The 21644-nt window shown below is 43.7% G+C and carries 15 protein-coding genes, 2 tRNA genes and 2 rRNA genes; 13 read left to right on the top strand and 6 right to left on the bottom strand.

What is annotated here, in order from left to right:
* Window positions 1-142: 142 nt before the first annotated feature.
* Window positions 143-1459 (bottom strand): guanine deaminase, encoded by a 1317-nt coding sequence (gene guaD / locus ACZ8ZH_RS17805; RefSeq protein WP_086210954.1) that lies wholly within the window; start codon window positions 1457-1459, stop codon window positions 143-145.
* Between the two features lie 215 nt (window positions 1460-1674).
* Between guaD and ACZ8ZH_RS17800 the strand changes: the two genes are divergently transcribed.
* Window positions 1675-2148, top strand: a complete 474-nt coding sequence (locus tag ACZ8ZH_RS17800) for a hypothetical protein (protein ID WP_086210957.1) — start codon at window positions 1675-1677, stop codon at window positions 2146-2148.
* Between the two features lie 381 nt (window positions 2149-2529).
* On the opposite strand, the gene ACZ8ZH_RS17795 is transcribed toward ACZ8ZH_RS17800, so the two are convergent.
* The 3 genes from ACZ8ZH_RS17795 to ACZ8ZH_RS17785 form a co-directional block, all read right to left on the bottom strand.
* Window positions 2530-3690, bottom strand: a complete 1161-nt coding sequence (locus ACZ8ZH_RS17795; protein WP_086210953.1) for a glutathionylspermidine synthase family protein — start codon at window positions 3688-3690, stop codon at window positions 2530-2532.
* 3 nt (window positions 3691-3693) lie between these two features.
* Complete coding sequence (locus ACZ8ZH_RS17790; RefSeq protein ID WP_086210952.1) at window positions 3694-4056, bottom strand: hypothetical protein; 363 nt, start codon at window positions 4054-4056, stop codon at window positions 3694-3696.
* Window positions 4057-4240: 184 nt separating this feature from the next.
* The gene (locus tag ACZ8ZH_RS17785) at window positions 4241-5206 is read right to left on the bottom strand and encodes a TerC family protein (protein ID WP_004697489.1); all 966 of its coding nucleotides are present in this window, start codon (window positions 5204-5206) and stop codon (window positions 4241-4243) included.
* Between the two features lie 397 nt (window positions 5207-5603).
* Between ACZ8ZH_RS17785 and ACZ8ZH_RS17780 the strand changes: the two genes are divergently transcribed.
* The 3 genes from ACZ8ZH_RS17780 (at window position 5604) to ACZ8ZH_RS17770 (ending at window position 6686) form a co-directional block, all read left to right on the top strand.
* Window positions 5604-5888, top strand: coding sequence for a GNAT family N-acetyltransferase (locus ACZ8ZH_RS17780; protein WP_119065029.1), 285 nt, complete (start codon window positions 5604-5606; stop codon window positions 5886-5888).
* A gap of 39 nt (window positions 5889-5927) precedes the next feature.
* Window positions 5928-6212, top strand: a complete 285-nt coding sequence (locus ACZ8ZH_RS17775; RefSeq protein WP_086210949.1) for a GNAT family N-acetyltransferase — start codon at window positions 5928-5930, stop codon at window positions 6210-6212.
* A 114-nt stretch (window positions 6213-6326) separates the two neighbouring features.
* On the top strand, window positions 6327-6686 hold the full coding sequence (locus ACZ8ZH_RS17770) for a hypothetical protein (protein ID WP_171405821.1): 360 nt from the start codon (window positions 6327-6329) through the stop codon (window positions 6684-6686).
* Between the two features lie 60 nt (window positions 6687-6746).
* On the opposite strand, the gene mpl is transcribed toward ACZ8ZH_RS17770, so the two are convergent.
* Window positions 6747-8114, bottom strand: coding sequence for a UDP-N-acetylmuramate:L-alanyl-gamma-D-glutamyl-meso-diaminopimelate ligase (mpl, locus tag ACZ8ZH_RS17765; protein WP_119065028.1), 1368 nt, complete (start codon window positions 8112-8114; stop codon window positions 6747-6749).
* 254 nt (window positions 8115-8368) lie between these two features.
* Here mpl and ACZ8ZH_RS17760 point away from each other — a divergent pair, with 254 nt between their 5' ends.
* The 4 genes from ACZ8ZH_RS17760 (at window position 8369) to ACZ8ZH_RS17745 (ending at window position 12614) form a co-directional block, all read left to right on the top strand.
* Window positions 8369-8707, top strand: coding sequence for a DMT family protein (locus ACZ8ZH_RS17760; RefSeq protein ID WP_004977754.1), 339 nt, complete (start codon window positions 8369-8371; stop codon window positions 8705-8707).
* A 191-nt stretch (window positions 8708-8898) separates the two neighbouring features.
* A complete protein-coding gene (purE, locus tag ACZ8ZH_RS17755) occupies window positions 8899-9411 on the top strand; it encodes a 5-(carboxyamino)imidazole ribonucleotide mutase (protein ID WP_470247794.1) in 513 nt (170 codons plus the stop codon).
* A gap of 15 nt (window positions 9412-9426) precedes the next feature.
* Window positions 9427-10548 carry a 5-(carboxyamino)imidazole ribonucleotide synthase gene (locus ACZ8ZH_RS17750; protein ID WP_119065027.1) on the top strand — a complete coding sequence of 374 codons (1122 nt, stop codon included), beginning with the start codon at window positions 9427-9429 and terminating at the stop codon, window positions 10546-10548.
* A 782-nt stretch (window positions 10549-11330) separates the two neighbouring features.
* Window positions 11331-12614: a lytic murein transglycosylase gene (locus ACZ8ZH_RS17745; RefSeq protein WP_119065026.1), complete on the top strand. Its 1284-nt coding sequence runs from the start codon at window positions 11331-11333 to the stop codon at window positions 12612-12614.
* Window positions 12615-12725: 111 nt separating this feature from the next.
* Here the strand turns inward: ACZ8ZH_RS17745 and ACZ8ZH_RS17740 are convergent, their stop codons facing one another.
* On the bottom strand, window positions 12726-13853 hold the full coding sequence (locus ACZ8ZH_RS17740; RefSeq protein ID WP_086210945.1) for an anhydro-N-acetylmuramic acid kinase: 1128 nt from the start codon (window positions 13851-13853) through the stop codon (window positions 12726-12728).
* A 63-nt stretch (window positions 13854-13916) separates the two neighbouring features.
* On the opposite strand from ACZ8ZH_RS17740, the gene tyrS reads away from it, so the two are divergent.
* From tyrS to ACZ8ZH_RS17715, 5 genes are all read left to right on the top strand, one after another.
* The gene (gene tyrS / locus ACZ8ZH_RS17735; protein ID WP_119065025.1) at window positions 13917-15149 is read left to right on the top strand and encodes a tyrosine--tRNA ligase; all 1233 of its coding nucleotides are present in this window, start codon (window positions 13917-13919) and stop codon (window positions 15147-15149) included.
* A gap of 1289 nt (window positions 15150-16438) precedes the next feature.
* Window positions 16439-17975 (top strand): 16S ribosomal RNA (locus ACZ8ZH_RS17730).
* Between the two features lie 61 nt (window positions 17976-18036).
* A tRNA-Ile gene (locus ACZ8ZH_RS17725) sits at window positions 18037-18113 on the top strand.
* A 68-nt stretch (window positions 18114-18181) separates the two neighbouring features.
* Window positions 18182-18257, top strand: a tRNA-Ala gene (locus ACZ8ZH_RS17720).
* 335 nt (window positions 18258-18592) lie between these two features.
* Window positions 18593-21486 (top strand): 23S ribosomal RNA (locus ACZ8ZH_RS17715).
* The 16S and 23S rRNA genes sit together here with 2 tRNA genes alongside, the layout of an rRNA operon.
* The last annotated feature ends 158 nt before the right edge of the window (window positions 21487-21644 follow it).

The following is a 21644-nucleotide window of genomic DNA, read 5'->3' as shown; positions in this document are numbered from 1 at the left end:
ATATCTCTAAACGAGATGCACCCCCTTTTGCCCGCTGAAAATGTAATCATTGCATTGTAGGCGGGATGCAGCTTGGTTTAGAGGCAAAAATCAAAGTCGTTTCAAAACTTGATTAACCGCTTAAATTTTTGCTATTTGCTGCTTAGTCTTGCAGATAAGCCTTCTGACCAAAAATATAAGTCGCATGAATATTGCGGTCATCACCCATAGTCATCAGAGCAAATAAAGCATCTTCAATCCCTTTTGCACGTTGTTGACGTAATGCTTGCAATGCGGTTGCTTTGAGGTCGAGCACCACAAAGTCGGCTTCTTTGCCTATATTAAAGTTACCGAGCTTATCATCCAAGCTCAGTGCTTTGGCACCGCCCAGCGTAGCGTGGTAGAGCGACTCAAATGCGGACAGTTTATCACCTTGAAGCTGCTGCACTTTATAGGCTTCATTCAGTGTTTGCAGTTGGTTAAAAGAGGTTCCTGCACCAATGTCTGTACCAAGCCCAACTTTTACCTGCTTTTCCCAAGTCTTGTTTAACGGAAATAAACCACTACCTAAAAAGAGGTTGGAGGTCGGACAGAAAGCAATGGCCGAGTCAGTCTGATGCATGCAGTCCCACTCTGCGTCTTCTAAATGCACGCAGTGGGCAAAGACCGAATGTGAACCGGTTAAGCCAAAGTGATGATAAACATCGAGATAGCCTTGCTGTTCTGGGAATAAGTCTTTCACCCAAGCAATTTCATTTTTATTTTCACTTAAATGCGTATGCACATATACATCTGGGTATTCAGCTTTGAGCTGCCCTGCTTTAGCCAATTGCTCTGGTGTTGAGGTTGGGGCAAAACGTGGCGTAATTGCATATAGATTACGGCCTTTGCCATGCCATTTCTCAATCAGTGCTTTAGAGTCTGCATAAGCACTTTCAGGTGTGTCACACAGACCTTCAGGTGCATGACGGTCCATCATAACTTTACCTGCGATCAGACGCATCTGGTGCTGCTCTGCCGCTTCAAATAGTGCATCGACTGATTCGCTATGCACAGTACAGAAGACTAAGGCTGTGGTGGTGCCATTTTTCAGCAGTTCTTGCACAAAGAATTGGGCAATCTGGTCGGCATAGGCTTTATCGGAAAATTGTAATTCGGTTGGGAAAGTATAGGTATTGAGCCATTCGAGGAGCTGTTCGCCATAGGCCCCCACCATTTCTGTTTGTGGAAAATGAATGTGGGTGTCGATAAAACCCGGCACAATCAATTGTTCAGGATAGTGCTGAACCTCGACGCCAACAGGAAGGTGCTGTTGCCCCTCCTGCCAAGATCCAAACCATTGGATTTTGCCATTGTGGCTAATCAGTAAACCATCTTCTACGTAACGCACTTGGTCGTGAATTTCACGCGCTTGGGCAACCGTATTCTGAATATCTAGGAAGCGACCGCGAACCGCCGTCGTTGCAACTACAGAAGACATTTTAAACCTGCGTTTTGACTTTTTTTCGATTGATTGTACCGCAAACTGGATATTTTTCACGGCTATTTACGGAAGTTTTTTTATGCTATGCATAAGCACACACTTTGGACTTAAATGATTCAATCTATTCGCAAAATTTTGCTGAGAAAGCCTTTATCTTTAAATGCTGAGTCAGTACAGTGTCGGCATTGATAAAATAAGAGACCATGACCCGCATGTATTTTTGGAATACCAAAGCATTAGCACATGAATTATCTAGCAATACCCTCGATAAAAAGCATTATAAAAATTATTACTTAGTCACCGCCTTATTGGTTTCAGTGGTGTATTACTACGGCATGTATTCACCCTATGGTGATGTTCGTGTGATTGGTGTTGAGGGACTTTTGACTTTATTGATTATGTTTATTGGGATTCAAAGCGCTTATAAAGCCAATGGCGGCGATGAGGGTGAGCATTTCTTAGGTCGAATCACAGCCTTGTCTTTTCCCATTTTGGTACAAACCACTGTGGCGGGTGTGGTGTTTGGTGCAGTGCTATTGGGGCTTTATTTTGCTTTTAATCTAGAAGGCACGGCGTTTGATCATTGGTATGAATGGACTATTTCGCTATTTACCATCTTCCTGCAAATCTTGTTTTTCACGCGTTTGGTGTCTTATATGAAGCGGGTTAAAGCGCATACCATTTAAGCTTGAAAAAAATATTGTCTTCGAATCTATGCCTGTCAGTTTTAGCGTTGACAGGCCTTTTCTTTTTCAATTTAAACTTTATTTGATAGACGCAAGCGTCATCCGAAACCTGCGTAGTGTTTGGAATAGATTGTTTTTGCAACACAAATTTTTTAATTATAGAACGTGAGCAGGTTTTGCAGAGGACAAATGCTTTCTTTACGAAACTTCGCTTCTCATTTGGCGAAACAAAAGAATGATTGAGCTCCCAATATTGAACTTGAAAAAGATAAGATTCCGCCGTGAATAACCTAAAAGTGATAGTGCTTCTACTAAAACGCCTGAAAAGACCCGCATTAATCTTTGGACATCTATTTTAAATAGGTGATTTAGAGCGCCACTTTATTCCACAAAATAATGCGCAGCAAAATGCGCATCATTGCCAATCACATCAAACACATCTTCACGCAGTGACATCCCAGCACATTCATCCCCGACCATCCAAAGTCCCAAGGTGGGCAGCATGCCTTCATGCAACGGAGTTTTTACCCAGCGTTGCATGACATAGCCATATTTATCGTAGTCATCGAAGTAAAAACTACCTGAGGCTGCGCCACAATCGACATTGTTTTGTAGGATATGAATATTTGCGCCTTCGCGCGCTAAGATGGGCTTACGCACCCATTTCCCTGCATAGTGAGCGTGTGCATCATAAGCATGGGTTTCTAACAACAATGGATGATTTGGAAAGCGTTTCCATAGCTCGATCAATAGGGCTTTATTGGAGAGTAGCATTTTCCAACACGGTTCAATCCATTCAGTTTCGGGTTTGAGAAACTGCGAAAAACTTTCTTCCCAAATCCATTCCCACGGATACAGCTTAAATAAATGCTGAATCTCTTGCTGATGCAAATCGACGAAGGCTGTGCCATTCCAACCGATGTTTTCCATCGACAGTTCGCTGACATTTAAGCCTGCCTGAAAAGCAGTATCCATGAGGTATTCTAAATTGCCCCAATCTTCACGCCCTGCTTCTTGGCAGGCTGCGAAATGGACGCGGCTACGCGCAGGATAGAGCTGTTTCCAACGCTCAATCAGCTTTTCATGAATGCTGTTGAATTGATCACGGTTTGCAATGTTTTCGACCTGTTCAATCCAATGCCACTGTGCAACAGAGGCTTCGAGTAAACCCGTTGGCGTATCGGCATTGTATTCCAGCATTTTAATGGCTTGACCATCATAGGCAAAATCGAAACGGCCATAGAGCATCGGCGCTTGGTTTTTCCATGAGTGCTCAATCAAAGGAATCGCTGCTGGGGGGATTTGAAAATATTCGGGATAATGACCGCGTTGAATCATATCCCCTGCCACTTCAAGGCACATCTGGTGTAATTCGTTTGAGGCATCTTCAAGCTGTTCAATTTGCTTGAGGCTAAACTCATAAGCCACCCTTTCTGACCAATACATTGAACCATCTCGCGACGGCAAGTTGTAGTAGTCAAAACCAATCTCTTGATGTGCTTGTTGCCAGTTTGCACGCTCAGGCAGTAGAACTCGTTTCATGTATTAACCTCCGAACGAGCCTCCGCCACGGCCGAAGCCTCCCCGAATGGGTTGGGATTTGGCATGGCTAAAAACGTGAGTCGAGATTTTGGGTGCGCCTGTCGAATGTCGTCCACGTGCTTTCATGACTTGACCTAAGTAACGGACTTTACGGTTATTTTTATAATATTGAGGGCCGATATAAACCCCAGTAGAACCACTATAGCTTGATTCGCCATTTTCATTAGCAGGTTCGCACAGTTCAAAATGCCAGTCTTGGTAGCAGTTGTATTGGTTATTGTAAACATCCTGCTGTAGGGTTTTAGAACCGCTACATGCCGTGAGTAAAACCGGCACCACAACAAGAGTTAATTTTTTGGTACGCATGGATGAGCAACCTTCGGGTTGTTTTATTATTACAGGTAAAACCAAGGGTTTTAAGCCCGCTTATCATAGGGAGCTGTCTGCACAAAGTACAGTACATTTACACAGAAAATCATAGGATTAAGTCTTGTGCATACTAAAATTTGGTCATAAAAAAGCCTTCACAGTGGAAGGCTTTTTTAAAACATTAGAGGGTGGTTTGATGATGTTTCTTACTGTATCGAATCGACAAGATCGCAGTAATGGTCAGCACCAACACAATAAAGCCCAGTGAAATCCAAATTGGCATATGGAACACATCCAACATCAGCATCTTAAAGCCAATGAACACCAAGATAATACCTAAACCATACGGGAGATAATGCATCTTGGTTGCTGCACCAGACAACAAGAAGAACATCGCACGTAGACCCAAAATCGCCATTAAGTTTGCTGTTAACACAATAAACGGATCAGAAGTCACCGCGAAAATTGCAGGAATGGAATCCACCGCGAAAATTACATCCGACGCTTCAACTAAAATCAACACCAAGAACAGCGGCGTTGCCCACAACATCCCGTTTTGACGGACGAAGAATTTATTGCCGTGCATTTGCGGGGTAATCCGCATATGTTTACGTAGCCATTTTAAGATCGCCATATCTTCGATATTGGTTTCTTCTTCGTTTTGCCCTTTGAAGAATTTGAAGCCCGTATACACCAAGAACGCACCGAAGATATACAGAATCCATGAGAACTCTTGCACGAACCACGCGCCAATAAAAATAAAAATGGTACGTAGAATAATCGCGCCCAAGACACCGTAAAGCAGTAATTGGCGTTGTAATGCAGGTGGGATGGCAAAAGCAGCAAAGATCATCAGCCAGACAAAGACGTTGTCGACGGCTAAAGATTTTTCAAGTAAATAGCCTGCGAAGTACTCCATGACCTTGGTATTGGCCACAGTGACACCTGCAGTTTGTTGTAGATACAGCCAGAGACCTGCACCAAAGAGTGATGCGACGGAAACCCATGCAATACTCCATAACGCGGCTGTTTTGATTTTAACTTCTTGGCCTTCTTTTTGTTTAAAGCCTAAAAAGTCGATCAGTAGCATCACGGTAACAATGCCGAAAAAAGCAAGGTATAGCCATAAATTGCCGATAGATTCCATGAAATCCTCCACATCCAGCAATCGGCCACAAAAAAACCTTGACCTGCTGCCAGATGAAATAAAACATCTGTGACAACATGATCAAGGTCTTGCCTACATTTTAGCGTATGTAATTTGTGCGCTAAAATGCTCAGATACCGACTTTTTGCAAAGTGTAATGACGATAATCTGACACGTGAAAGTGATGCATAGCATGGATTTTTCACGTTTGGAGGAGGCTACTCCCCTTGTTCAACATAAATTTGGTTTTGGATTTGATCCAAAAGTGAGCTAAGCATCGCATATTTTTATGGTTTGAGCAAATAATAAAGAAAATTGTAGATGAAATATAAATGAGACAAAATTTTGCTTCAATTTATGGCAAGCTAAAAAAACTGTAAAACGAAGAGGAATAATAATGAAAATTCAACATCAAGAAACAGGTAGTAAAGGCGAAGTTTTTGTCGAGCAAGACCATGATCGTGTGGCGGAAATGACCTACAGTTGGGCTGGGGACGATAAATTTATCATTGACCACACTTGGGTCAGTGAGTTACTGCGTGGGCAACATGTGGGGCGTCAGTTATTGGATGTTTTGGTTAACTTTGCTCGTGATAAGGGCGTGAAAATTTTACCTTTGTGTCCTTTTGCCAAATCGGTATTCGACAAAGATCCATCTATTCATGATGTTTTATTCCACTAAGATAGAAAACTATAAATCAATCCATTCAATGAGTGTGCTATGCAATTTCAACATGTAGATCGTGATCAAAAAGGTGAGTTTTTCTTAAATAATGCAGACGGTCAGCGTATTGCTGAAATTAGCTATCTTTGGCGAGATGACACAACCATTGATGCCAACCATACTTGGGTCGATGATTCACTGCGGGGGCAAGGTGTAGCACGTTTACTGTTAGATACTCTGGTTGATTTTTCACGTGAGAAAAACCTTAAAATTATCCCGACCTGTTCTTATGTCGATGTGATGTTTCGCCGTGAGAAAAGCTTTGAGGATGTTGCGGCTTAGTTGTTCATGGCATTCACTGCGGTTCTAAGCGTTAAGCTAAAATGAGATCAATATAGCTGCCATTGCAGTTCTAATTTGTACTTTGCAGTGCTGAAGATAATGGAATTAAAGTATATGAAGACGCTTTTATCTATTGGTCTATTTAGTTTAGTTGCCCCCTTATTGCATGCTGAAGACTGTGTAAAATTTGAGGAAAAGGCCGAACAAAAAGAAGTCCAGATCATCCCACGTTGGGGCATGAAAGTGATTGTTCCAACCAGAGTGTATTTTCATTCAGCACCGAGCAATACTTGTAAAATCAAAGATCTGTTTATGATTAAAAATGACCATATCACTGCTTATAGCACCTATGATGATGGCCAAGAACAGTGGGTTTCGGTCATGTATTTCAGCAAGCGTTTGGGAGACACGGTTCAAGGTTGGGCAAAACTAAAAGACTTTGAATATACGGGCACGATGTCTGGTTTTAATTGAATAAGCTTGTAAAAAAACCGCAGATTGAACTGCGGTTTTTTTCGTCTAAGAGAGAATAGCTTATTCTGCGTTTAAGGCGCTGATCAATTTCTGGTGTAAACCACCAAAGCCGCCATTAGACATGATCACGACCGCATCGCCCTCACCTGCATCACTGACAATGGTCTGGATAATGTCATCTAATGTACGTGCAACCACAGCCTTGTTCGGTGCAGCCGCAATGACAGGTTGTAAGTCCCAGTCCAAACCTTCTGGTTGATACCAAATCACCTCATCGGCCAAACGTGCAGAGTGCGCAAGTCCATCTTTATGGCTTCCCATGCGCATGGTATTTGAACGTGGTTCAATAATCGCCCACAACTTACGTTGGCCTAAACGCTTACGTGCGCCTTCTAGCGTAGTATCAATTGCGGTTGGGTGATGGGCAAAGTCATCATACACTTCAACGCCACGTACCGTGCCTAAAAGCTCCATACGGCGCTTCACACCGCCAAAGTTAGACAGGGCTGCGCAGGCTGTTTCAATGTTCACGCCAACGTGTTCAGCCGCAGCGATAGTCGCCAATGCATTGGCCACGCTGTGCTGCCCTGTCATGTTCCATTGCACGATGCCTTTTACCACGCCGTGTTGGAGTACTTTAAAATGTGAACCATCTGCACTCAGTTGTTCGGCATACAATTCAGACTTGTCGTGAGCCTCTAAAGAGGTACGAACCACAGGTGTCCAACAGCCCTGTTCTAAAACTTCATCAATATTGCTTTCAGTAATAGGCGCAATAATACGACCTTCGCTAGGAATGGTACGAACCAAGTGATGGAATTGTTTTTGAATCGCTGCTAGATCATCAAAAATATCGGCATGGTCAAATTCAAGGTTATTTAAAATGGCTGTTTTGGGATGGTAATGCACGAACTTCGAACGTTTGTCGAAAAAGGCAGAATCATATTCATCAGCTTCGACACAGAAGTATTTGCCAGCACCTAAACGTGCACTTTCAGAGAAACCTAAAGGTACACCGCCAATGAGGAAACCTGGCTCTAAACCCGCCTGATCCAATACCCAAGCCAACATGGTGGTGGTGGTGGTTTTGCCATGCGTGCCTGCTACGCCAAGTACGTGTTTACCTTGAAGTACATGATCGGCCAAAAATTGCGGGCCTGAAATATAGGGCAAGCCTTCATTGAGCATGTATTCAACGGCATCAATCCCGCGTTTCATCGCATTGCCCACGATGACCAAATCTGGATGAGGTTGTAAATGACTGCGGTCATAACCTTGCATTAAAGTAATGCCTGCATTTTCGAGCTGGGTGGACATAGGAGGATAAACGTTTAGATCCGAACCCGTCACTGTATGGCCAAGATCACGTGCTAAAAGCGCTAAAGACCCCATAAAGGTGCCACAAATACCCAAAATATGCAGATGCATTCCGCCTCACTCCACTGCTTTTATAGACACATCACGTATTGTTGGTGCTGTTGTCGTGATTAATTCGATGTGAAAGCAACCATAGCAAGGCGCTTAGCGAAAAGATAGTGATTCTTGTATCTAATCGTTTAATTATTCTGCGGCTTGAACAGCGCTTTTATTTTGTAAAAAAACCATCTGAAAAGTGCAATATTTGCTGAATTTTTTAATGAAAAACGTAAAATAAATGTTCCTAATTCCAGTGAAGTTTCTTCATGTCCCTGCCCTTTATTTTATTGATTATTGCCAACTGTTTTATGACACTTGCATGGTATGGACATTTAAAATTTTTACCGGGGGTGCCGCTTTGGCAAGCCATTTTATTTAGTTGGTTCATCGCGTTGGTGGAATATAGTTTTATGATTCCTGCGACCCGTATGTTGTCACAGCAAGGCTGGTCGATGGGCGAAATGAAAATCACCCAAGAAGTGGTGACGTTATTGGTTTTTGTCCCCTTTATGCTTTTCTTATTCAAACAGCCTTTTAAGCTCGATTATTTGTGGGCGGGACTGTGTTTATTCGGTTGTGTGTATTTTGTTTTTCGCAGCCAATAAATCAAAAAATGAGCTACTGCCCTATTTTTATTTAAGTTTTATGCTACGCCATAAAAAAATAAGAAAAATCTGCATTTAGTTTTACGGTTAAATTTTGGAGAGTTGAAAAATCAGTCTATAATACGGGGCTCTTATTAAAGCTTGGCGCTAGTCGAGATTTATCTCTCTTAACTATCTCTGGAAACATTGCAATGAATGCGGCCGCTTCACAAGACACTCCTCTCGTTGGAATTATCATGGGTTCTCAATCAGATTGGGCCACTCTCGAACACACTGCTAATATGCTTAAGCAACTTGGCGTCCCATTTGAAGCGGAAGTTGTGTCTGCGCACCATGCGCCAGATCGTCTTTTTGAATATGCTGAACAAGCACGTGACCGTGGTATCCAAGTGATTATTGCAGGTGCAGGCGGTGCGGCGCATTTACCAGGAATGTGTGCGGCGAAAACTGATTTACCTGTACTGGGTGTACCAGTGAAGTCTTCGATTTTAAACGGTGTTGATTCACTGTTATCCATTGTACAAATGCCAGCAGGTATTGCAGTGGGCACCTTGGCGATTGGTCCAGCAGGTGCAACCAATGCTGCGATTATGGCAGCGCAAATTTTAGGTCTAACACGTCCTGAGATTGCAAAAAATGTAGCAGATTTCCGTGCTGCACAAACTGACAAAGTCGCAAGCAACAATATTCCAGGCCAAGCTTAATACGGGGCATTCCTCATGAATAAAACCATCGGTATTTTTGGTGGTGGGCAGCTGGGTCGCATGATGGCGCAAGCGGCTTTGCCACTAAATATTCAATGTACGTTCTTTGATGTGAGTACAGACTGTCCTTCAGCGGCTTTAGGAACGGTGATTTCAAGCAAAACTGAAAACGGTTTACAAGACTTTATTGCTAGCGCAGATGTCTTCAGCCTTGAGTTTGAAAATACGCCTTTGTCTGATGTTGATGTTTTGACCAAGCAAAAAGATATGCATCCGCCACGTCAGGCTTTAGCCATTGCACAGCATCGCTTGTCTGAAAAAGCGTTATTTGATGCGCTTGAGATTCCTGTTGCACCTTATAAAGCGGTAGATTCACTAGAAAGCTTAAACGCTGCGGTTGCTGAGTTAGGTTTACCGATTGTGCTGAAGACAGCCACAGGCGGCTATGATGGCAAAGGTCAGTTTGTATTGCGTTCTGAACAGCAAATTGAACAAGCATGGGCTGAATTAGGTCCTGCAGGCAGTTTAATTGCAGAAAGCTTTGTGACTTTCTCACGTGAAGTCTCAATCATTGCGGTACGTGGTCAAAATGGCGATGTAAAAACGTGGCCATTGGCTGAAAACCATCACCATCATGGTATTTTGTCGCACTCGATTGTCCCTGCGCCGAATAGTGCGGACTTACAACCCGTTGCACAAGACTACATCACTCGCCTATTGAATCATTTGAATTATGTTGGCGTATTGACCTTAGAACTGTTTGTTACAGACCAAGGTTTGTATGCCAATGAAATGGCGCCACGTGTGCATAATTCAGGACACTGGTCGATTGAAGGCGCAGTATGCTCTCAGTTTGAAAACCATATTCGTGCAGTCGCAGGCTTACCCTTGGGTTCCACTGAAGTGGTTCGCCCTACGGTCATGATCAATATTATTGGTCAGTATCCACAGTCTGAACAAGTCTTGGCCTTAGAAGGTGTACATCTACATCTTTATAATAAGCAAGAACGTGAAGGTCGTAAGATTGGTCACCTGACTTTAATGCCGAATGATACCGCTCAACTCACGACGCTATGTCGTCAGTTGGCGAAAATTTTACCGAATCCATTGGCACTGAGCGAAGACATGACCATCTAAAGCTTCAGTTGTTGTTAAAAAAGGCGATCACAAGAGTGGTCGCTTTTTTATTTGGATTCATTCAGGCATGATTGCGCCTCTTCGATAAAAGTAACCGTTAATCGGATCAAAATTAAAATAAATTGCGTGTTTTTTATCCGTTTAGATAAAATTAGCGCATAGAAAAATAAACTGAAAGCAAAATAAAGCGAGTTTTGTACAGAGATGCACGTTTAAAACAGAGCCCACAATTGAATGTGACACTGATTTTCACCTAAAAAAGCTGAACCAGCAGAAATCTCAGTTAACTTGATTCTGTGGATATCTTTTTAGGCGTGTTTTGAATTTAAAAAATAGAAGTAAAAAATTTGAATTCAAAAGCGCATTTTAAATTTAAATCGAATGTTTAAATTTAAAAGCCTTGATGCTGTTTGAATTTAAATTCAAAAGAATAAATTTAAAGACCGCTGAATGAATTTAAAGTTTTGAATTTGAAAATGTTGAGTTTGGTTTCTGATGGTTGATTCTTTTTATATTATTGATTATTAAAATTAAAGATGAGTTGTGGATAAATAAATTCAAATCAAGATGATTGAATTCAAAGCACTTGCTAAGCTAGAGATTATTTTTTGAATTCAAAAAGTTGAGGTTTGTGGTGCTGTGGATAATTTGGTTTAAATTTAAAAGATGATTTTGAATTTAAATTATTATCAATATTCATTTACGTTTTGATTCAGAAAAGTGAAATTGAAAGTGTTAAGGTAAAACGCATAATTTAGAGATAAAGAATCATTAGGGATTTTATGCACCGTTTTGCTTTTCTTTTAGGTTCAATTTTTTTAGCGGTGACTCAGGCAAATGCTGAGCTTATTATTAATGGTCAAAAAGTTGCGGGCGGTTCAAATGTCGCAAGCTCCGATTATAGCCCTCAGAACTCATTTCAAAGCTGTATTGCCAACTTAAAAAGCCAAGCGATGGCGAATGGTGTGTCTGCATCCACTTATGATCGCTACACGCAAAATTTAACGCCTGATTATTCTGTGATTGAAAAATTAAATTACCAACCTGAATTTTCCACGCCGATTTGGGATTATTTGTCAGGATTGGTGGATGATGAGCGTGTTGCGGTGGGTCAGCAAAAATTGGCGCAGCATCGGGAAGTGTTAAATCGTGTTGCGGCCGCGTATGGTGTGCCTGCGGAGACTGTGGTTGCCGTGTGGGGCGTTGAAAGTAATTTTGGTGATATTTCAGGTAAATATCCATTATTACAAGCTCTGGGTACATTGAGCTGTGAGGGGCGCCGTCAAAGCTATTTCCGTGGTGAGTTTTTTGCCGCGATGCGTATTTTACAGCGTGGCGATTTAACTGAGTCGCAACTGAAAGGTTCGTGGGCAGGTGCGTTTGGTCATACCCAGTTTATGCCATCGACGTATGAAGAGCTGGCGGTCGATTTTGATGGTGATGGACGCCGTGATTTGGTGTCGAGTACCACAGATGCTTTGGCATCAACAGCCAATTTCCTCAAAAAACGCGGCTGGCAAACCGGGCAACCTTGGGGATTTGAAGTAAAAAATCCGCAAGCGATTTCTCTGAGTGGTGAAAGTCGTCGCAATAAAAAGCCCTTATCTTACTGGATGCAAAATGGCTTGGTACGCGCAGATGGCTCAGCGTTAGTTCAAGGCAATTTATCCTCTAGTTCGCAAGCGGGGCTGATGGCGCCCGCTGGTGAAAATGGTCCACTGTTTTTAGTCTTTAAAAACTTTGATGCAATCTATAGTTATAACGCAGCAGAAAGTTATGCATTAGCGATTGCGCATTTGTCAGACCGCTTACAAGGGCAAGGCGGGTTTACTACAACTTGGCCAACTGATGATGCAGGCACTTCGCGTTCTGAACGTCGTGAAATTCAGCAGTTTTTACTGAATCGTGGCTATGATATTGGCGCGGTGGACGGTTTGATCGGTGATAAAACGCGCCAAGCGATTCGACAGGAGCAGATTCGTTTAGGTTTAAGTCCGACGGGACGAGCAGGGCAACAAATCTTAAAAGCCTTCCGTCAGGAAAATGCCAAGTTAATGATGCGTTAACATTAACAGGAAAAAATCGTTGATATAGATAAAAAGCCAGTCAGGTGAATAACCGACTGGCTTTTTTGATTTGCTTATGTTGCGTCTAAAGGACTAGAAGCGCTGTGATGTTTAAACCGCAGTAATCGTTCCAAGAATACGGTCGCCCTGTGCGCCTGTCACTGCGGGTAAGTTGCCATTGAGTTGCTGGATAAAACGCATAGCCAACCAAGCAAAGGCGGTGGCTTCCACCCATGTTGGGGCTAAGCCAATCGCGGAGGTCGTTTGTACAGACCAATTGTGCTTACGTAAGCGCCAGCGTAGTTGTTCTAAAAGGTGTGAATTATAGGCACCACCACCACAGACATAGACTTCACCGGTATCCATGTCAGAGCGGTAGATGGCTTTTTTTATGGCGCGTGTGGTGAGCTTCATTAAGGTAGCTTGAACATTTTCGGGGCTGTCTTCAAGCTCATCGTATTCAAGGTCATTGCGCCAGTCAGCAATTTGTTCATCTAACCATTCGAGGTTGAAGTCTTCACGACCAGTGCTTTTCGGTGGTTCTTTGGAAAAATATTCATGGGATTGTAGACGATCAAGCAGGCTGCGAATTGGATGGCCGTAAGCTGCCCAATTGCCATTTTCATCGTAAGGCTGCCCAGTAAAGCGTTCACACCAAGCGTCCATTAAAATGTTGGCTGGGCCTGTATCAAAACCGTAGACCTGATCAGGTTGGCCTGCGGGCAACATACTGACATTTGCGATGCCACCTAGGTTTAAGATGACGCGATGAATGCTTTCATGTTGGAACATATCTTGGTGAAACGCAGGAACCAGCGGGGCACCTTGTCCACCTGCGGCCATATCACGACGTCGAAAGTCTGAAATCACCGGAATTTGGGTGATTTCAGTGATGATGTTTGGGTCACCAATTTGCAGGGTAAAGCCATGCTCTGGGCGGTGGCGAATGGTTTGTCCATGTGAGCCAACAGCTTTGATTTGACTACGATCTAAATGACTTTGTTCAATCAGCTGATTGATGCCTTCGCCAATCATCTTTGCTAAAGCCACATCTGCCTTACCCATACGGTCGATTTCGTTGTCACCAGGCAAAGTGAGTGCCATCAGTTCATCGCGTAAATCGGGATCGAAAGAAAGAGTAAGGGTGGCATGAAGCTGCAATGGATCAAAAGAAGCAGCAACAATATCAACACCATCCATGCTGGTGCCGGTCATTACCCCAATATAGATCGCTGTCATGATTATTCTAAAGCCTGCAATGTGCTGAAAAAGTGTTAGTATATCGCACAAATTGAATAACTGATGTGTTTGGGTTTTGTGATGTCAAATTTCCTGCCGGCTGAAGAACAACTTGCTCTCATTCAACGAGGCACGCATGAAATTATTTCTGAAGAAGATCTTCTGAAGAAATTAAAAGAAAATCGTCCTTTAAAAATTAAAGCAGGCTTTGATCCGACTGCGCCTGACTTGCACTTGGGGCATACGGTTTTAATTAATAAACTGAAAACTTTCCAAGACTTGGGTCATGACGTGACCTTTCTGATTGGGGACTATACCGCGATGATCGGTGACCCGACGGGCAAAAGTGCAACACGCCCACCATTGTCGCGTGAGCAAGTGCTTGAAAATGCAAAAACGTATCAAGAACAGGTGTTTAAAATACTTGATCCGAATAAAACCAAAGTACGTTTTAACTCTGAATGGTTTGCCGAAAAAACGGCTGCTGACCTGATTCAATTGGCTTCACAGCAAACGGTTGCTCGTATGCTTGAGCGTGATGACTTCACCAAGCGTTATAACAACCATCAACCGATTGCAATTCATGAGTTTTTGTATCCATTGGTTCAAGGTTATGACTCGATTGCTCTTGAGGCAGATGTGGAGTTAGGTGGTACAGACCAAACCTTTAACTTATTGATGGGGCGTACACTGCAAGGTCGTTATGACCAAGAAGCGCAAGTCTGCATTACGGTGCCCATCCTTGAAGGTTTAGACGGTGTGAACAAAATGTCTAAGTCTTTGGGTAATTATATTGGGGTATTTGATGCACCAGGGGCGATGTATCAAAAAGTTCTTTCGATGCCAGATGCTTTAATTGAACGCTATTTCGATTTACTCAGCTTTAAATCCGTTGAAGAAATTAAAGTCCTGCTAAACGAAATTGCTGAAGGGCGTAATCCACAAGAAGTGAAGAAGATTTTAGCACTTGAGTTGGTAGAGCGTTTCCACGGTGCAGAAGCTGCAGAAAATGCACATAAAGGTGCAGGTAACTTGATTACTGAGGGTGAATTACCCGAAGGGACACCAGAAGTAACGATTTCACGCGCTGAATTTGGTGGCGAGTTATTTATTGCAACGATTCTTCGCGTAGCGGGCTTAAACCCAAATGCTGCAGCAGCAAAAGATGCTGTGGGTCGTGGTGCGGTCAAAGTTGACTGGAAAGTGGTTGATATGAGTTTCTCTGTTAAAGAAAATGTCACTTTAATTATCCAGTCGGGTAAAAAAGCCATTGCAAAAGTCACTTTTACGGACTAATGCTATTCATCTATAAATGTTAAGTTGTTGATATAAAAGCAGGCTTCGGTCTGCTTTTTGTTTTTTATGCGTTATAAAAAAATCAAATAACCAAATTCAAAAAAAACCTTATAAAAACAATACTTAAATTTTCCCTTAAATATTGCAATTTAAAATGAGAGTGTATAAGATTTCAACGTCTAGTTTGTGTTTTAACATATCTAGAGGGTCAATAGGAATAACTCTCCACAGTTTTCAAGTCTCTTCCCCAAGGGACTTTTTTTAAGATAACTATAATAATGACATCTATGGATCAGATAACGATCTAACTCAGAGGAAGAGGTTTTGGGAGAGATCTCTTCCTTTTTTATTGGCAAAAATTTAGTTTTTAAAATCAATTACACGCAGACAAAGAACGAATTGCCATAGATGTTGAGTACAACGGACTCATTTAATACGAGTTCGTGATATAGCACTGTGTTTTCTACTTATATCCAGATACTTCGTATTATTAAGTTTTATCGCAAATATTGTTGCAGCACTGTTTTGAATTATCTTGAATGAGGTATAGATAGAAGAGGGCTTTTTATTATTTGCATTAAATAAAAGACAAAAGAAATATTTGCTCTTATGGAAAGCAGAGTCCTTTCACATTTTTAACTGGAAATGTGGGGGAATATAGTGATTTTGGGATGTAATCTTTGTACTCAATATAAAAGAGCGACATCTTTAAAAAAAATACTGTCTTGAAATATACAAATCAAATGAATCGCGGAATGTTCAGTCTGAAAAGGGTTGCTCAAAATTTACTGGAAATTAAGTGGCAAGCCAAAAATAAAGCCTACTGATTGAATTTTAAGCCTGAAAATAGATTTAAAGATTGGAAACGAAAAGCTTATCTTGTAAAAAATAAGAGAAAAAATTATAAATATGATCAAAAAATAGATGAAAAATACGATTTTTGCTGGGTTTTGTAGAAAAAACCAACGCCTGTTTCAAATAAGTGAATTTGGGGGTTGCAAAGCTTTAGAAATCCACTAGAATGCACCCCATACCGACGAGATAGACGGAAACGAATGAAGCACGAAGTGCTGAGTTGTTAAGTATATTGAGTCCAGCTTCTATCACTGACGAGGTGATGGAAAGATCATTAAGAGATTATGAAGAACAACTTGTGTGGATTTTTACTGATTGATCGATCGAAAATATTTCATTGATTGATGGTAGAAATTACTCGAAGTTTATTTGAGCGAATTTTTAGTCAGAAAATTGATGAGCCAGAATTGTGACCTTAAGTCACTAAATGATTTTAACTGAAGAGTTTGATCATGGCTCAGATTGAACGCTGGCGGCAGGCTTAACACATGCAAGTCGAGCGGGGGGAGGTAGCTTGCTACCTAACCTAGCGGCGGACGGGTGAGTAATGCTTAGGAATCTGCCTATTAGTGGGGGACAACATTTCGAAAGGGATGCTAATACCGCATACGCCCTAAGGGGGAAAGCAGGGGATCTTCGGACCTTGCGCTAATAGATGAGCCTAAGTCGGATTAGCTAGTTGGTGGGGTAAAGGCCTACCAAGGCGACGATCTGTAGCGGGTCTGAGAGGATGATCCGCCACACTGGGACTGAGACACGGCCCAGACTCCTACGGGAGGCAGCAGTGGGGAATATTGGACAATGGGGGGAACCCTGATCCAGCCATGCCGCGTGTGTGAAGAAGGCCTTTTGGTTGTAAAGCACTTTAAGCGAGGAGGAGGCTACCGAGATTAATACTCTTGGATAGTGGACGTTACTCGCAGAATAAGCACCGGCTAACTCTGTGCCAGCAGCCGCGGTAATACAGAGGGTGCGAGCGTTAATCGGATTTACTGGGCGTAAAGCGTGCGTAGGCGGCTTTTTAAGTCGGATGTGAAATCCCCGAGCTTAACTTGGGAATTGCATTCGATACTGGGAAGCTAGAGTATGGGAGAGGATGGTAGAATTCCAGGTGTAGCGGTGAAATGCGTAGAGATCTGGAGGAATACCGATGGCGAAGGCAGCCATCTGGCCTAATACTGACGCTGAGGTACGAAAGCATGGGGAGCAAACAGGATTAGATACCCTGGTAGTCCATGCCGTAAACGATGTCTACTAGCCGTTGGGGCCTTTGAGGCTTTAGTGGCGCAGCTAACGCGATAAGTAGACCGCCTGGGGAGTACGGTCGCAAGACTAAAACTCAAATGAATTGACGGGGGCCCGCACAAGCGGTGGAGCATGTGGTTTAATTCGATGCAACGCGAAGAACCTTACCTGGTCTTGACATAGTAAGAACTTTCCAGAGATGGATTGGTGCCTTCGGGAACTTACATACAGGTGCTGCATGGCTGTCGTCAGCTCGTGTCGTGAGATGTTGGGTTAAGTCCCGCAACGAGCGCAACCCTTTTCCTTATTTGCCAGCACTTCGGGTGGGAACTTTAAGGATACTGCCAGTGACAAACTGGAGGAAGGCGGGGACGACGTCAAGTCATCATGGCCCTTACGACCAGGGCTACACACGTGCTACAATGGTCGGTACAAAGGGTTGCTACCTAGCGATAGGATGCTAATCTCAAAAAGCCGATCGTAGTCCGGATTGGAGTCTGCAACTCGACTCCATGAAGTCGGAATCGCTAGTAATCGCGGATCAGAATGCCGCGGTGAATACGTTCCCGGGCCTTGTACACACCGCCCGTCACACCATGGGAGTTTGTTGCACCAGAAGTAGGTAGTCTAACCGCAAGGAGGACGCTTACCACGGTGTGGCCGATGACTGGGGTGAAGTCGTAACAAGGTAGCCGTAGGGGAACCTGCGGCTGGATCACCTCCTTAACGAAAGATTGACGATTGGTAAGAATCCACAACAAGTTGTTCTTCATGACGATGTATCTGAGGGTCTGTAGCTCAGTTGGTTAGAGCACACGCTTGATAAGCGTGGGGTCACAAGTTCAAGTCTTGTCAGACCCACCAAATCTGACTAACAAGCATTGTTAAATGCTGAATACAGAAAAACAGAGACATTGACTTATTGATAAGCTGGGGACTTAGCTTAGTTGGTAGAGCGCCTGCTTTGCACGCAGGAGGTCAGGAGTTCGACTCTCCTAGTCTCCACCATAGATTATAGAAATTAGTAAGTTAAAGCTTATTAACTTCTGTGATTTATCGCAGTTTCCTGACCTGACGAAGGCTGGAAAAATCATTAACAGAATATATTTGAGTTGAAATAATTTGTTCATACTCGTTTTTAAGATCGACATTAACAGTGATTTATTACTGGATGGTGAAGATTGAAGAAATGAGTTACTAGCGAAATTAACTGAATCAAGCGTTTTGGTATGTGAATTGAATTGAAGCTGTACGTAGTTAAATCTACAAGGCTCCAACTGTAGCGATTAAGTTCGCGACGCAATATCCTACTTGTAGGGATTAGCGACTGTTTGGGGTTGTATAGTCAAGTAATTAAGTGCATGTGGTGGATGCCTTGGCAGTCAGAGGCGAAGAAAGACGTAATAGCCTGCGATAAGCTCCGGGGAGGCGGCAAATATCCTGTGATCCGGAGATTTCTGAATGGGGAAACCCACCTGTCATAAGGCAGGTATCGTATGATGAATACATAGTCATACGAGGCGAACGAGGGGAAGTGAAACATCTCAGTACCCTTAGGAAAAGAAATCAATTGAGATTCCCTCAGTAGCGGCGAGCGAACGGGGAAAAGCCCATTAAGTCATATAAGTTTTAGTGGAATGCTCTGGGAAGTGCAACCATAGTGGGTGATAGTCCTGTACACGAAAGGGCTTATATGATGATGTCGAGTAGGGCGGGGCACGTGAAACCTTGTCTGAATATGGGGGGACCATCCTCCAAGGCTAAATACTCCTGACTGACCGATAGTGAACCAGTACCGTGAGGGAAAGGCGAAAAGAACCCCTGTGAGGGGAGTGAAATAGATCCTGAAACCGCATGCATACAAGCAGTGGGAGCCGACATGTTCGGTGACTGCGTACCTTTTGTATAATGGGTCAGCGACTTACATTCAGTAGCGAGGTTAACCGCATAGGGGAGCCGTAGAGAAATCGAGTCTTAATAGGGCGTTTAGTTGCTGGGTGTAGACCCGAAACCGGGTGATCTATCCATGAGCAGGTTGAAGGTTGGGTAACACTAACTGGAGGACCGAACCCACTGTCGTTGAAAAGCCAGGGGATGACTTGTGGATAGGGGTGAAAGGCTAATCAAACTCGGTGATAGCTGGTTCTCCCCGAAAGCTATTTAGGTAGCGCCTCGGACGAATACCATTGGGGGTAGAGCACTGTTTCGGCTAGGGGGTCATCCCGACTTACCAAACCGATGCAAACTCCGAATACCAATGAGTACTATCCGGGAGACAGACTGCGGGTGCTAACGTCCGTAGTCAAGAGGAAAACAATCCAGACCGCCAGCTAAGGCCCCAAAATTATAGTTAAGTGGGAAACGATGTGGGAAGGCATAGACAGCTAGGAGGTTGGCTTAGAAGCAGCCACCCTTTAAAGAAAGCGTAATAGCTCACTAGTCGAGTCGGCCTGCGCGGAAGATGTAACGGGGCTAAAACTATATGCCGAAGCTGCGGATTTGCAATTTATTGCAAGTGGTAGGGGAGCGTTCTGTAAGCCGATGAAGGTGTATTGAGAAGTATGCTGGAGGTATCAGAAGTGCGAATGCTGACGTGAGTAACGACAAAACGGGTGAAAAACCCGTTCGCTGAAAGACCAAGGGTTCCAGTCCAACGTTAATCGGGGCTGGGTGAGTCGACCCCTAAGGCGAGGCCGAGAGGCGTAGTCGATGGGAAATTGGTTAATATTCCAATACTTCTATGTAATGCGATGAGAGGACGGAGAAGGTTAAGTCAGCCTGGCGTTGGTTGTCCAGGTGGAAGGTTGTAGGCATGTATCTTAGGCAAATCCGGGGTACTCTATGCTGAGAACTGATAGCAAGCTGTACTTGTACAGTGAAGTGGCTGATACCATGCTTCCAGGAAAAGTCTCTAAGCTTCAGTTACATAGGAATCGTACCCGAAACCGACACAGGTGGTCAGGTCGAGTAGACCAAAGCGCTTGAGAGAACTCTGCTGAAGGAACTAGGCAAAATGGTACCGTAACTTCGGGAGAAGGTACGCTGCCGACGGTGATAGGATTTACTCCTTGAGCTATTGGCAGCCACAGAAACCAGGCCCCTGCAACTGTTTATTAAAAACATAGCACTCTGCAAACACGAAAGTGGACGTATAGGGTGTGATGCCTGCCCGGTGCTGGAAGGTTAATTGATGGGGTTAGCGTAAGCGAAGCTCTTGATCGAAGCCCCAGTAAACGGCGGCCGTAACTATAACGGTCCTAAGGTAGCGAAATTCCTTGTCGGGTAAGTTCCGACCTGCACGAATGGCATAATGATGGGGGCGCTGTCTCCAGCAGAGGCTCAGTGAAATCGAATTCGCCGTGAAGATGCGGTGTACCCGCGGCTAGACGGAAAGACCCCGTGAACCTTTACTGCAGCTTGACATTGAACTTTGATCTTACTTGTGTAGGATAGGTGGGAGGCTTTGAAACCGAGACGCTAGTTTCGGTGGAGCCAATCTTGAAATACCACCCTGGTAATATTGAGGTTCTAACTCTGTCCCGTAATCCGGGACGAGGACCATGTCTGGTGGGTAGTTTGACTGGGGCGGTCTCCTCCTAAAGAGTAACGGAGGAGTACGAAGGTGCGCTCAGCGTGGTCGGAAATCACGCGTAGAGTATAAAGGCAAAAGCGCGCTTAACTGCGAGACCCACAAGTCGAGCAGGTACGAAAGTAGGTCTTAGTGATCCGGTGGTTCTGTATGGAAGGGCCATCGCTCAACGGATAAAAGGTACTCTGGGGATAACAGGCTGATACCGCCCAAGAGTTCATATCGACGGCGGTGTTTGGCACCTCGATGTCGGCTCATCTCATCCTGGGGCTGAAGCAGGTCCCAAGGGTATGGCTGTTCGCCATTTAAAGAGGTACGCGAGCTGGGTTTAGAACGTCGTGAGACAGTTCGGTCCCTATCTACCGTGGGCGTTGGAAATTTGAGAGGATCTGCTCCTAGTACGAGAGGACCAGAGTGGACGAACCTCTGGTGTACCGGTTGTGACGCCAGTCGCATCGCCGGGTAGCTATGTTCGGAAGGGATAACCGCTGAAAGCATCTAAGCGGGAAGCCTACCTCAAGATAAGATTTCCCTAGGACTTTATGTCCTCTAAAGAGCCGTTGAAGACTACGACGTTGATAGGTTGGATGTGGAAGCATAGTGATATGTGAAGCTGACCAATACTAATTGCTCGTGAGGCTTGACTATACAACACCCAAACAGTTGGTGTTGTGGTTCAAATCACTGCAAATACCTTGATTTAGTTATAAAGCTAAGTACAATGTGCAAATTAAATTAACTCAGATGTTCTGTTAATAACTCATTTGATGAAAGTTAGGCATACACAATGTGTAAATAAGACCAAA

This window comes from Acinetobacter sp. SW-226 (genome assembly GCF_055632855.1).
The sequence above is the reverse complement of the archived record's forward strand: the minus strand, read 5'-3'. Positions and strand labels throughout refer to the sequence as shown.